At 60.5% G+C, this 14065-nt stretch carries 8 protein-coding genes; 3 read left to right on the top strand and 5 right to left on the bottom strand.

Translation table 11 applies throughout. From position 1 onward, the window contains the following. Positions 1-53: 53 nt before the first annotated feature. Positions 54-3155, bottom strand: a complete 3102-nt coding sequence (locus tag KDW95_RS15580; RefSeq protein ID WP_255852737.1) for an ABC transporter transmembrane domain-containing protein — start codon at positions 3153-3155, stop codon at positions 54-56. Between the two features lie 354 nt (positions 3156-3509). On the opposite strand from KDW95_RS15580, the gene KDW95_RS15575 reads away from it, so the two are divergent. After that, positions 3510-5765 carry an arginine/lysine/ornithine decarboxylase gene (locus KDW95_RS15575; RefSeq protein WP_255852736.1) on the top strand — a complete coding sequence of 752 codons (2256 nt, stop codon included), beginning with the start codon at positions 3510-3512 and terminating at the stop codon, positions 5763-5765. Positions 5766-6050: 285 nt separating this feature from the next. On the opposite strand, the gene ilvN is transcribed toward KDW95_RS15575, so the two are convergent. Both ilvN and KDW95_RS15565 read right to left on the bottom strand, forming a co-directional pair. Continuing rightward, positions 6051-6542, bottom strand: a complete 492-nt coding sequence (gene ilvN / locus KDW95_RS15570; protein ID WP_255852735.1) for an acetolactate synthase small subunit — start codon at positions 6540-6542, stop codon at positions 6051-6053. A gap of 2 nt (positions 6543-6544) precedes the next feature. Continuing rightward, positions 6545-8266: an acetolactate synthase 3 large subunit gene (locus KDW95_RS15565; protein WP_255852734.1), complete on the bottom strand. Its 1722-nt coding sequence runs from the start codon at positions 8264-8266 to the stop codon at positions 6545-6547. Positions 8267-8815: 549 nt separating this feature from the next. On the opposite strand from KDW95_RS15565, the gene KDW95_RS15560 reads away from it, so the two are divergent. After that, the gene (locus KDW95_RS15560; RefSeq protein WP_255852733.1) at positions 8816-9082 is read left to right on the top strand and encodes a hypothetical protein; all 267 of its coding nucleotides are present in this window, start codon (positions 8816-8818) and stop codon (positions 9080-9082) included. 202 nt (positions 9083-9284) lie between these two features. Here KDW95_RS15560 and KDW95_RS15555 read toward each other — a convergent pair whose 3' ends face one another. Continuing rightward, entirely contained in the window at positions 9285-10238 is a 954-nt protein-coding gene (locus tag KDW95_RS15555) for a LysR substrate-binding domain-containing protein (protein WP_255852732.1), read from the bottom strand. Positions 10239-10438: 200 nt separating this feature from the next. Beyond that, on the bottom strand, positions 10439-12142 hold the full coding sequence (locus tag KDW95_RS15550; RefSeq protein ID WP_255852731.1) for a BCCT family transporter: 1704 nt from the start codon (positions 12140-12142) through the stop codon (positions 10439-10441). A gap of 711 nt (positions 12143-12853) precedes the next feature. Here KDW95_RS15550 and KDW95_RS15545 point away from each other — a divergent pair. After that, positions 12854-14038, top strand: coding sequence for an aromatic ring-hydroxylating oxygenase subunit alpha (locus KDW95_RS15545; RefSeq protein WP_255852730.1), 1185 nt, complete (start codon positions 12854-12856; stop codon positions 14036-14038). Positions 14039-14065 lie beyond the last annotated feature (27 nt).

Raw genomic sequence — 14065 nt, 5'->3', positions numbered from 1 at the left:
GGCCAAACCAATGCCCGGATAGGGGCCGCAGCCTGATCATGGTCAATGCCCGCTCACTCGTGCTCGCTCCCGCGATCACCGCGTATGGTTTCGGCGGCACTGAACAGGTGGCCCGAGACGGTACGCAGCAGGTGCATGGCCACCACGGCGTCGTTCTCGATAATCTCGAGCAGTTCCCGACGTTCGATGCGCAGGGCGAGCACGGGGTTGCGGGCCAGCAGATTCATGTTGCGCGGCTGATCGACAATCACCGACAGGTCGCCGATCAGGCGGCCCGGGCCGACCTCGCTGATGGGCTCGTCACCCGGGAGCGCATCGGGCCAGCACAGCTCGGCCTGGCCTTCGACCACGATGTAGGCACCGTCGGGCGGGTCGCCGTAGCGGAACAGGTACTCGCCGCTATCGACCCGTACCCAGTGAGATGCGTAGGCCAGCAGGCGCACATGGGCGGTGCTGAGCTTGGCGAAAGCGGCGGCGCTGGCAATGACCTTGCGCTTGCTCTCGAAGTCTTCGATGGTTTCGGGTTCCTGTACCGTGGCGGCCCTGGGGCTGCCATCGACAGAGACATGGCCGTCTTCCAGCTTGAGGGTGAGGTCAAAGGTGTCGCTGTTGGCGAAGGCCGGCTCCAGCACCAGAATGGTGGTCTCGGGCAGCAGACGCCGGATCTTGCGCAGTGCTTCATTACGCTGGACAAGGGAATGGCTGGCCAGCGCCTGGTCCAGCACCAGGATGTCCGGCTTCTTGATGGTCGCACGCAGGAAGGCAAAGCGTTCCTGGGCGATGGGGGGCACCTCGGCACCGCCCAGGCCCACCGGGATACTGCGGATCAGCATGGAGAGCGGACCGTGCAGTCCGGCCTGCAGCAGTTCTTCGGCAATGATGCTGCGAATGTTGCGCTCGTTGGTTTCTCCGGCGCGGGCCAGCTTGCCGAAAATCAGGTTCTCCAGCACGCTGATGCCGGGGTTGATGCGGTGTTCGTCCAGTGGCCGGTAGCGGCTCTGCAAGAGTGCTTCGTGCAGCGGCGCACAGGCTTCGCGCATGGACAGCACCGCGTTGCAGATGCTGTCTGGCAGGGGCATGTCCAGCTGCTCGGCGGTCACCATGAAGGGCAGGGACAGGCGCAGTTCGGACTCGGCAGCGGTGAGCGGCCGGCCGATCTGCTGCTTTTGCTGAACGTCCTGCAATGCCTGGAAGGTTTCGGGGTTGAGGCCGCCCAGGCGCTTGAATATCGGGTGGCTGGAACCGATGGAGGCAAAAGTGTTGATCAGGGTGTCGAGCAGGCCGCGGGCGTAGTGCTCCAGCTCCGGGCCGAAACCGGCGGCGTTGAAGCGCTTGATCAGCTGGCTGGTGGTGGCGGCGTGTTCGTCCTGGCTGGAGTGGATATGAATGGCGAACAGCAGGTTTTCTGTCAGCGTCAGGCTCGGATTCAGGCGGTCGCGGCCAAAGGGATTAACGAAGCGTGCCAGGTTTTCATCGGCCAGCCGGCGCGCCAGCCGCGGGCGGAATTCGATCATTTTTTCCGCCAGGGAGGGCCGGTCCGAGGGCTCGAAGCGGGCGTCCAGGGCGCGCTGTGACAGGTAGTCCTCACTGCCCATGGCATCGACAATCATCAGCCACCACTGGTTCAGCTCGTCCAGCTTGTTAAAGCGCGCGATATTCAGGTCCAGCCATTCGGCATTGACCGGATAGGTACTGTTGCCAGAGGCCAGGGATTCCTGCAGCTCGGGATCGTCCAGCTCGCTGGCGCTGATGTCGGCGCGGGGGTTGCGCCGCAGCGGCATGTAAATGTTTTCGCCCACAGAGGCGTTGAACAGGTACGGCGTAGAGGTGGCAATGCCGACACGGGCGGAGATCACCGCCTGGTTAAGCCGGCACAGGTTGTGCTCACCGATGGTGACGGTGCCGGATGACAGGCTGACGCTGCGGGACAGCAACTGGGAGAAGGCTTTGCGTACCGCGGCGTTGTGGCTTTGCACTGCCACCATGCTGCCCGGGGGAATCTGCAGGCTGATATCGGACAGTACCCGGCTGCCGTTGGCGTCGGTAATGCTGACCTGGTCAAAGCGGATCGGGCCATTGAGTCGTGGCGGCGTCTCGTGCTGTTCCTCGAACAGCTCGGCAGCCATCAGGTCGTCGGGCTGGAACTGGTCGCGCAGGCTTTTGTAGCGGTCGCTGGTTTCCTGGATCTGGCTGATATAGTTGAGCAGTTCGCGCCAGGGCGTGACGATATCCTTGTAGGCGGTGATGGCGGCCACCAGGGCGCCGATGGAGAGCGAACCCTGAATCACCAGATAGCCACCCACGGCATAGAACAGAAAAGGCGGCAGGTTGTTGATGAAGTTGTTGAGAAACTTCATGAAGAACTTCTTGCGGAATATGTCCCCCCTGACCTGGAATATGCCACCCAGGCGGTGGCTGAAAATCGCCAGCGCATAGGGGGTGCCCCCGTTGCTGCGCAGGTCATCCAGGCCCTGTACGCACTCGCCTATCAGCTCCGACAGTTTGCGTACCCGGCGCACCCGCTCGCGATGCAGCCGGTTGATGCGCCGCTGCAGCAAGGGCGTGATGATGGCCTGCAGCGGTACCAGCGCCACGGCGGCGAGTCCAAACCAGGGATTCTGGATAAACAGAAAGGTGAGAATGGTGAGCATCTGCCCGGCCTGGAACAGGGGCAGTGCCAGGGCATCGCCCATGATGCCACTGAGGGGCTCCACCTCGGCCGTGACCATGGACACCACCTCGCCCTGGGAGGTGCGTCGAAAACGGGACGCGGGGAAGCGCAGTACATGGGTAATCAGGCGAAAGCGCAGGCGCCGCAGCAGGCGCTCTCCGACGATACCCTTGTAGATGTTCAGCCGCATCTTGATCAGACCGCTGCACAGCACCATGAGCAGAAACGCAAAGCTGAGCAGCAGCAGAAAGGGCAGCTGCATGAACTCCACGCCCAGTATCTGTAGCGGAAATTCCGTGCCGCCGATGGCGTCGTTGAGGATGCGCTTGGGTAATTCCAGGCTGGCATAGAGCACTGGAAAAGACAGCAGCGTGATGGCCAGCAGTGCGAACTGGTGTCGCGAACTGTAGCGCCAGATAAAGCTCATCAGCGTGGGCTCTAACCGATCCGGTGGAGGGCTGGATGGGCCTTGTCGCCACTTCATGCCGATAGAGATTCCTGAAATATGTCCAACGCAGTCGCCCAAGTGTAGCCCCCGACACGGATAATCAGTGTCGGGTTCACGCAGTCTCTGGTCGGAGTGTCTCTGCAAAGAAGCGATTCTAGCAGATTGTATTCTCTGCTATCACATGGATATCAATCTGGTAAAATCGCAGGCCTGTGTCCGGCTTTGCTGTACCCGTGCGTCGCAGGATATTGCTGTGCTGCTATGATGTTTTGAGCGTTTTCGCATGCACCCACGGATGCGTTGACTCTGTGGTGCGAATGGCACGCTGTAATGGCAGCGGCGCCGCGCGCTTCCCTTACTCACCTGTTCCTAACGAGTGACTGGTCCCACATGAAATTTCGCTTTCCTGTAGTCATCATTGATGAAGACTTCCGTTCTGAAAACATCTCGGGTTCCGGTATTCGCGACCTCGCCGAAGCCATCGGCCAGGAAGGCGTTGAAGTCATCGGTTTCACCAGCTACGGCGACCTGACCGCCTTCGCCCAGCAGGCCAGCCGGGCATCCAGCTTTATCGTATCGATCGACGACGAAGAGTTTGGCGATGGCAGCGATGCCGATGTTGAAAAGGCGCTGGCGGGTATTCGTGGCTTTATCCGGGAAGTGCGCAAGCGCAATTCCGACATTCCGATTTTCCTCTACGGCGAAACCCGCACATCGCGCCATATTCCCAATGAAATCCTGCGCGAACTGCATGGTTTCATTCACATGTTTGAAGACACGCCCGAATTTGTGGCGCGCCACATCATCCGCGAAGCCAAGAAGTACCTCGATTCCCTGGCTCCGCCGTTTTTTGATGCCCTGATGGATTATGCCAGCGACAGTTCCTACTCCTGGCACTGCCCGGGTCATTCCGGCGGCGTGGCCTTTCTGAAAAGCCCGGTCGGACAGATGTTCCACCAGTTCTTCGGCGAAAACCTGCTGCGGGCCGACGTCTGCAACGCGGTGGATGAGCTCGGCCAGCTGCTGGATCATACAGGCCCGGTGGCGGCCAGCGAGCAGAATGCGGCGCGCATCTTTGGCTGCGATCACCTCTTCTTCGTCACCAACGGCACCTCGACCTCCAACAAGGTCGTGTGGCATTCCACCGTGGCGCCGGGTGATATCGTGGTGGTGGACCGCAACTGCCACAAGTCGATTCTGCATTCGATCATCATGACCGGTGCCATTCCGGTGTTCCTGATGCCGACCCGCAACCACTACGGCATTATCGGGCCTATCCCCAAGAGCGAATTCGACCCCGAGACCATTCGCCAGAAGATTGCCGACAACCCCTTTGCTCGCAATGCGGTCAACAAGAAGCCGCGTATCCTGACCATCACCCAGAGCACCTACGACGGCGTGCTCTACAACGTCGAAACCATCAAGGACATTCTGGGCAGCACCATCGATACGCTGCACTTCGACGAAGCCTGGCTGCCCCATGCGGCCTTCCACAGCTTCTACCGCGACATGCATGCCATCGGCTCGGGTCGTCCGCGCTCGGATGACACCCTGGTGTTTGCCACCCAGTCGACCCACAAGCTGCTGGCCGGTCTGTCCCAGGCGTCCCAGATCCTGGTGCAGGACAGCAACAACCGCAAGCTCGATACGCACCGCTTCAACGAGTCATACCTGATGCACTCATCCACCAGCCCGCAGTACGCCATTATCGCTTCGTGCGACGTGGCCGCGGCGATGATGGAAGCGCCGGGCGGCACCGCGCTGGTGGAGGAATCCATCCTGGAGGCGCTGGATTTCCGCCGTGCCATGCGCAAGGTGGACGACGAGTTCGGTGCCGACGACTGGTGGTTCAAGGTCTGGGGGCCGGACAACCTGGCCGATGAAGGCATGGGCGATCGTGACGACTGGGTGATTCATTCCGGCGATCGCTGGCACGGTTTTGGTGAAATCGAGTCGGGCTTCAACATGCTCGATCCGATCAAGGCAACCATCATCACGCCGGGGCTGGATGTGGATGGCAACTTCGATGATGTCGGCATTCCGGCGGCGATTGTCAGCAAGTACCTGGCCGAGCACGGCATCATCATCGAGAAGACCGGGCTCTACTCGTTCTTCATCATGTTTACCATCGGCATCACCAAGGGTCGCTGGAACTCCATGGTGACCGAACTGCAGCAGTTCAAGGATGACTTCGACAACAACGAGCCGCTGTGGCGCATCATGCCGGAATTCGCCAAGCGTTTCCCCAAGTACGAGCGTGTCGGCCTGCGTGACCTGTGCAGCGAGATCCACGACGTTTACCGCCAGTACGATGTCGCCCGCATCACCACCGACATGTACCTGTCCCAGATACAGCCGGCCATGACCCCGGCCGATGCCTGGGCCAAGATGGCGCACCGCCAGGTGGAGCGCGTGGCGATCGACGATCTCGAGGGCCGCATTACCGCCATGCTGGTCACGCCCTACCCGCCGGGCATTCCGCTGCTGATTCCGGGCGAATGCTACAACAAGATCATCGTCAGCTATCTGCAGTTCGTGCGCGACTTCAACGGCCGCTTCCCGGGCTTCGAGACCGACGTCCACGGCTTGGTACGCGAGAAGGTCAACGGCGAGGACCACTACTTCGTCGATGTGGTGAAGAACTGAGGACCGGCTCAGCCATGTAAGGTGGGTTAGGCGCGCTACGCACCCGCTAAAAGGTTTTTGCTGAATTCGGGCGCACCGTAACCCACCATGGAGATGACGGTTGCACAATGGTGGGTTACGCGACGCCCATGGCCCTGTAGGACTCGGTACGGCTGTGCCCATGCGCCGCTAACCCATCCTACCCGCTACAAGGAACAAGGAACAAGTTGCACGGTCGCGTGTTTGACCGGCATAAAAAAGCCGCTCCCTGGGGAGCGGCTTTTTTGTGGGCCTGCTGATGCGGGATCAGAGGCTGAGCGTCTTCTCGCCGCGGGCGATACCCGACACACCCGAGCGCACCACTTCCATGATGTTGGCGGTGCCCAGTGCGCTGATGAAGGCATCGAGCTTGTCGCTCGCGCCGATCAGCTGCACCGTGTAGGTGTTGGGCGTGACATCGATGATCTGGCCGCGGAAGATATCCGCGGTGCGCTTGATCTCGGCGCGGGCGGCGCCGGAGGCCTTGAGCTTGATCATCATCAGCTCGCGCTCGATGTGTTCGCCTTCGGTCAGATCCACCACCTTCACAACGTCGATCAGCTTGTTCAGGTGCTTGGTGATCTGCTCGATGACACGGTCATCGCCGACCGTGGTGACGGTCAGGCGCGACAGGGTCGCATCGTCGGTCGGGGCCACGGTGAGGGACTCGATGTTGTAGTTGCGCTGGGAGAACAGACCAACGACGCGAGACAGGGCACCCGGTTCGTTTTCCAACAGAACTGAAATGATATGTCGCATGCTCAGGTTCTCTCCGTTTTGGTCAGCCACATGTCACGCATCGAGCCGCGCGGTACCTGCATCGGGTAGACGTGCTCGAACGGGTCCACATAGATATCCATGAACACCAGGCGATCCTTCATGGCGAAGGCTTCGCGCATGGCGGCTTCGAGGTCGGAGTACTTCTCGACCTTCATGCCGACATGGCCATAGGCCTCGGCCAGCTTGATGAAATCGGGCAGGGACTTCATGTACGAGTGCGAATGACGCGATTCGTAGTTCATGTCCTGCCACTGGCGCACCATGCCGAGCGACTGGTTGTTCAGGTTGATGATTTTCACCGGCAGGTCGTACTGCTTGCAGGTGGAAAGCTCCTGAATGTTCATCTGGATGCTGCCCTCGCCGGTGACGCAGGCGACGTCGGCATCGGGGAAGTTCATCTTCACGCCCATGGCCGCGGGCAGACCAAAGCCCATGGTGCCAAGGCCCCCCGAGTTGATCCAGCGGTTGGGCTTGTTGAACTTGTAGTACTGCGCCGCAAACATCTGGTGCTGGCCCACATCGGAACAGACGTAGGCGTCGCCGTTGGTGACGCGGCTCAGCATTTCGATGACCTGCTGGGGCTTCATCTTGTCGGAGTCGTCGGTGCGGTAGCGACCGCCGTGGCGCGTGCGCCACTCGTCGATCTGTTCCCACCAGGTCTTGATCGCGGCGGCATCGGGCTGCTTCTTGGCGGCGCCAACCAGCTCGATCATTTCCGCCAGTACCGCCTGGGCCGGGCCCACGATGGGGATATCGGCCTTGATGGTCTTGGAAATGGACGCAGGATCAATATCGATATGGATGATCTTGGCGGTGGGGCAGAACTTGTCCAGACCGTTGGTCACACGGTCGTCAAAGCGCGCGCCCACGGCCAGAATCAGGTCCGAATGGTGCATCGCCATGTTGGCTTCGTAGCTGCCGTGCATGCCCAGCATGCCGATAAACTGGCGATCCGTGCCCGGGAAGCCGCCCAGCCCCATCAGGGTGTTGGTCACCGGGTAATTGAGCATGCGTGCCAGCTGAATCAGTTCGTCGCTGGCGTTGCCCATGATGACGCCGCCGCCGGTGTACAGCACCGGACGCTTGGCCGCCAGCAGCAGATCGGTGGCTTTCTTGATCTGGCCGCTGTGACCGCGGGTGATCGGGCTGTAGGAACGCAGCTTGACCGATTTGGGGTATTCGTACTCGTAGCGTTCGGTCGGCGAGGTCATATCCTTGGGGATATCCACGACCACCGGGCCCGGACGGCCGGTCTGGGCGATATGGAACGCCTTCTTGATCACGGACGGAATGTCTTCGGGGCGGGATACGCTGAAGTTGTGTTTCACGATCGGACGGGAAATACCCATCATGTCGGTTTCCTGAAACGCATCTTCGCCGATCAGGTGACTCATGACCTGACCGGTGATCACCACCATGGGGATCGAGTCCATATAGGCTGTCGCAATGCCGGTAACGGCATTGGTCGCGCCGGGGCCGGATGTTACCAGCGCCACGCCGGCTTTGCCGGTCGCGCGGGCATAGGCATCGGCCATGTGAGTTGCCGCCTGTTCGTGGCGCACCAGTACATGTTGCACATCTTCCTGACGGAAAAGGGCATCGTAGACGTGCAGCAGAGCACCGCCCGGATAGCCATAGATATGCTTCACGCCCTCGTCATGAAGGGCACGAACAACCATTTCTGCGCCTGATAATAATTCCACAGTATTCACCCTCTGATGCACCAGTTCCCGGCAAGGAAAAGGCGCGTAACAGTTTTTGTTTCTGCAACGTTGAACATGATCCACCCACTCAAGCGGCGTTGATGCTTTGGTGGCAAAATTCTCAACCATTCCAGGGCAGAGACGTGGCGGCTCACGTTCGGGTGCTTACCGGTGCTGAGGATTGCTCAGCCGGCAGACCAGCGGGAGACGATACTGGAGATCGACTCGCCAGAGCTTCGGGGTTACCTACTCGCTCAAGGCCTCTAAAATTGAGCTGCACATTCTCTCATCGGGCCCGGTTTCGATCAACCGATGGCGGGCGAATAGGTCCAAAAACCAGGGTTTTGGGGTTATTTGCATTCATTTAGGCCGAAAAATAGTAAAAACGGGTGCGGTTCCCGTCGCGCCGGTGCCAATCCGGCGCTGGCGCACGCCTTGCCGGGAGGGCCATTGATGTGCCAAAGGCGGCGATTTGAGGCTCAGACCCACGGCTGCACAGCCCGCTGAAAACAGGTTATAGTGCGGGAAAATGTTTAGCGGAGTCGCACCATGAATGTGTCTGAAATCAAAAACAAGGATCGGGTGATCAACGAGCTGCTGCTGTTTATCCGCAAGGTGCTGGTCGAGCCCGATATCAACACCAAGGCGCTGGATATAGCCCGCAAGCACATCAACGAGAAAAACGCCGATGTGCTGATCGCCGACGAGCTGTCATCCACCACCAACGTGAAAATTCCGGTTGAGCACAGCGATGCCGACAAGCTGTTCCTCAAGCTGCTGCGCGATGTCGTGCGCGACGAAAAGGCGCTGTATTAAGACATCAGGCGCAAGGTAAAGCAGGTTCAAGGGGCAAGGAGCGAAGCGAGTTTCGAGCATGTGCCCGGGATTTTCGAGGTGCTTAGCGCTTTCAGCCGTAAGCCGTAAGCTGTCAGCTTACGGCTGAAAGCGTGCTGTTTACCAATTACGATTCACCAATCACCAATCACCAATCACCAGAGACCTCGTTGGGCTGCCGCTCTCAGCCAGTCCGGGACGCCTCGATGGCGGCATCAACATCCTCGCATTCGCCGACATGCTGCAGTAGCCAGTGGCGGAACACTTCCACCCCGGGCTTGCGGCGCATGGGTTCCTCCGGCTCCAGCATGTAAAAGCGGGCGGTGGTGTTCAGCTCCACCGCCACGGGCCTGACCAGCAGGCCGCTTTTGAGGTAGTCCGTCACCAGCTGTTCCCAGCCCAGCGCGATTCCCTGGCCGTTCAGCGCGGCCTGCACCAGCATGGGGTAGTTGTTCAGATTCAGCCGTCGGCGTGGCTCCTGGGGCGGCAGTCCGGCGGAGCTGAACCACTGACTCCAGTTAAGCCAGTCCTCCGCCGAGTCCAGCCAGAGCTGGGTCGTACTCAGAATATCCTCCGGTTCGCCTTCACCCGTCTCTGACGCACTGTGTCGTGCCAGGAAGGCCGGGCTGCATACCGGAAACACGCGTTCTTTGAACAGTGGCGTCGCCTGCAGCCCCGTTGGCGGCGTGCGGCAATAGAACAACGCCACATCAAACTCGGAGTTGCGCAGGCCCTGCAGGGAATCGGTGGCCAGAATGCGCACATCGATATCGGGGTGCAGGTCCTGGAATTCCGGCAGGCGCGGCAGCAGCCAGAGCGACGCCATGGCATTGGAGGTGACGACCGTCAGCTGCTGGTTGCCCTGCCACTGGACGATGGCGCCGGTGGCGCTGGAAATCAGCAGCAAGGACTGTTGCACGCTGTCGTAGTATTCGGCGCCGGTCTGGGTCAGGGTCAGCTGGCGCTTGTCGCGTACAAAGAGCCCGCGACCCAGGTATTCCTCCAGGTGGCGTATCTGGCGGCTGATCGCGCCCTGGGTCACGCTGAGTTCAATCGCGGCCTGGGTAAAGCTCAGGTGGCGTGCGGCGGATTCAAACGCCACCAGGCTGTTCAGCGGTGGCAGGGGTTTTATTTTCAACCAGGCGTCTCCAGTTTTTATTATCCGGGCGGACATGAAAGGTTGTCTGTTGAGTCCGCCGGGTCGGCAGCGGGCGCTTTGCCCTGATGCGGGCAGTGTAGCAGCCTCGTCCTCTCGAACCCCGGCCGGATTATACCCGCGAAAAACAAAAACACCGGCCTTGGCGCGGGGCCAGGGCCGGTGTTTTAAGTCACCCGGGGTTAGCGTTCGCCGCTGGCGCGCAGCATTGCGGGCTGGACTGCGCCGCTATCGGACGCTTCGCCGTCCTGGTGGCCGTGGGGCACGGCGCGGGGCTTGCCGCCGCGCTGCGGTCCCGCCGGGGCGGGAGCCAGGCCTGCCTCGGCCCGCAGCGCCTTCATCAGGCTGATGGACATCAGCAGGGTCAGCACCGCGATGGGCAGGCCGGCGACGATGGAGGCGGTCTGCACCGCTTTCAGACCGCCGGCATAGAGCAGGCCGCCGGCGATAAAGGCCTGCATGGCGCCCCAGATGATGCGCAGCCGCAGCGGCGGCTCCATGCTGCCCCTTGTACTGAGGGTACAGAGCACCAGGGTGCCCGAGTCCGCCGAGGTAATGAAGTAGGTCGCCAGCAACAGTGTTACCAGTACCATCAGTCCCTGCCCCAGGCTGCCGGAATCCAGCTTCTCGAACAGGGTGAAGATTGCCGAGGTGGTTTCGGCCTTGGTTGCCAGCAGAATCTCGCCGCCCTTGAAGTCGGCCGCCTCGCCTGTCAGTGTGCCGGCCTCAACCAGTTCCTGGTGGGCAACGCGGTCCTGCTGCTCCATTTTGAGCGCCGAGCCGCCGAATACCGACATCCAGATAAAGGTGACCAGGGTCGGCACCAGCAGGGCGCCGACGATCAGCTCGCGGATGGTGCGGCCACGGGATATGCGGGCAATGAACATGCCGACAAAGGGCGACCAGGTCATCCACCAGGGCCAGTAAAAGGCGGTCCACCAGTTCTGCCAGCCGGAATCCGCCTGGGCATCGCTCCAGGTGCTCAGGGTGATCAGGTTGCTGGCGTAATCACCGGTGCTTTCGATCAGGGTATGCAGAATGTAGCGGGTGGGGCCGATCAGCAGCACGGCGATCACCAGCAGGATCGACAGCAGCATGTTCCATTCCGACAGCAGGCGGATGCCGCGGCCAACCCCCGACACGACCGACAGGACCGCCAGGAAGCTGATCAAGGCAATCATGATCAGCTGGTTGCCGATACTGATTTCCATGCCAAAGACGTTGTTGAGACCGGTATTCATCTGGATCACGCCAAGCCCCAGGGACTGGGACACGCCAAAGGCCGTGATCGCCACGGTGAGGATATCCACCGTATGGCCGATGGGGCCATAGATGCGATCACCGATCAGCGGGTAGAGCACCGAACGCATGGTCAGGGGCAGGCCCTTGCGGTAGGCAAAGTAGGCCATCACCAGTGCCACGATAATAAAGATGGCCCAGGGGTGCAGGCCCCAGTGGAAGAAGGTGATGCGCATGGCGGTGGCGGCGGCTTCATCGCTGAGGCCCGCTGCGGCAAAGGGGTTGCCGGCGTAGTGCCACATGGGTTCGGCGACGGACCAGAAAATCAGGCCGATGCCCATGCCGCCACTGAACAGCATGGCCAGCCAGGAGCGGTAGCTGAACTCGGGGCGCTCGTCGTCCCGGCCAAGGCGAACATGGCCATGGCGGCTGAACATCAGGTAGATCAGCAGTACGAGTACGCCGGTGACGACGCTCAGATAGAACCACTTGAAATTGTTGAGAATATTGTCGGAAATCTGCTGGAAGAAGGCGCCAGCAGCTTCGGCCTGCAGGCCGCAGAAAATGACGAAACCAATGACCACTATCATGGAGATGACAGTGACGATCGGGTCCACGCCTCGAACAAGCCCGTTGTCGGATCTCATCGCGTTGTCCACCTTGCTTATTATATGAAGTCCTGACCGCAGGCGCGTGAGCCGAGCCTGATGCGGGCAGTGCGGGGTGCTGTCGAGTTACAGCTGCGAACCGGAATTCGCGATGGCGCCATATTGTGCAAAACCTTGATCCAGATCAAACGACTTTTTGACCACCAGGTAATGAGTTTTTGTAATGGGACTGTGAGATTCGCTGAGGCAGTGGCACAGCATTGCCGCCACATTGGATGCCGTGCCCGGAGTCGATTCAACATCTTGCCTCGCACTGGGGGTATGCAATAGCGGCAGTCAGGCCAGCGTAACCGCCGGGCGCAAGCGCCGGGCCTGCACCTTTGCATTACTATTGGTCATGTTCGGCTGGGCCCGGCCAGCAGCGTCGGCGCTTGCGCACTCGCGTCAAGCCTCTATCCAGGCGATGGCCGCGGCCCGCTCAGCAGCTGAATACAGGTCAGGAGCCGGGCTTTTTCAGCTAATCCCCTGTGCTTTGCAGGGAATTTCCTCCGCAAACTCAGTGACTTGCAGTCTTGTGAGTTTTTGTCATGACCCTGGGGCTGAAAAGTCGTTTGTCCGGGGGATTTCGCTTTGCGTACTATGCGCTCAAACAGCATATCGACGGTGACACTGCCTAGGGCGTGGGGCCGCCGGTCTATAAGAGAAACCAGCAGCCTTCCCAAGTGCAGGCCCTGTGTGGAGAGAAGCGCGATGACAACCAAGTCCCAGATGATTCCGATGGCCACCCTGGACGCAGTACGCAAGCCGATAGCTGACGCCTCCGGCATGCCCAATGCGGTCTATGACGATCCGGCCTTCTTTGAGTTTGAACGTGACGAAGTCCTGGGCAAGACCTGGGCTGCCATCGGTTACACCAGCGACCTGCCGCGCAACGGTTTTGCCAAGCCGGTTGACTTCATGGGCCTGCCGCTGGCGATCATGCGCAACCGGGATGGCGAGTACAACGTTTTCCACAACGTCTGCAGCCACCGCGGCATGATTCTGCTGAGCGAAGAAACCGAAGTTGAAGGCATGGTGCGCTGCCCGTACCACTCCTGGACCTACGACCTGAACGGCAACCTCAAGGGCACGCCGCATATCGGTGGCGTTGGTGTTCACAAGGCCGAGGGCTTTGTCTGCGAGAAGCATGGCCTGCGCAGCGTGCGTTCCCACGTCTGGATGGGCATGGTGTTTATCAACCTGTCCGGCGAAGCCGAAGACTTTGACAGCTTTATTGCCCCGCTGACCCAGCGCTGGAGCGAGTTCTGCGGCAAGGATGGCTGGAACAACCTGCATATCGCCCAGACCGGCAGCCAGATGCAGCTCGAAGTGAACTGCAACTACAAGCTGGCAATCGAGAACTACTGCGAAGCCTACCACCTGCCCTGGGTACACCCGAGCCTGAACACCTATTCGCCGCTGGACCAGCACTACAACCTGGTCGTCAGCGAAGGCATGTCCGGTCAGGGCAGCTATACCTACAACCTGTCCGACGTGGCCGGCACTCATCTGCCGCGCTTCGCCGACTGGCCGCAGGACAAGCTGCGCCAGGCGGAATACGTCTCCCTGTACCCCAACGTGCTGCTGGGTATCCAGGCTGACCACTTCTTCACCATTATTCTGGAGCCCCGTGCCCACAACCGCACGCTGGAAAACCTGCGCCTGTTCTACGTGGGCGAAGAAGCCTGCGGCGATGAGTACTCCGCCTGCCGCCAGGCGGTACTTGAAGCCTGGAAAGTGGTCTTCGGCGAAGACGTCTTCGCGGTTGAAGGCATGCAGGCCGGCCGCAAGTCCCCGGGCTACGCCGGTGGCGTTTTCTCGCCGGTACTGGACGGGCCGACCCATCATTTCCACACCTGGGTCGCCAACAAGTACAGCGAATCCGCCCAGGGCTGATTCTACCCTCGAGCACCTGAAGCCGGT

Source organism: Marinobacterium rhizophilum (assembly GCF_024397915.1).
Lineage (GTDB): Bacteria > Pseudomonadota > Gammaproteobacteria > Pseudomonadales > Balneatricaceae > Marinobacterium_A > Marinobacterium_A rhizophilum_A.
The sequence above is the reverse complement of the archived record's forward strand: the minus strand, read 5'-3'. Positions and strand labels throughout refer to the sequence as shown.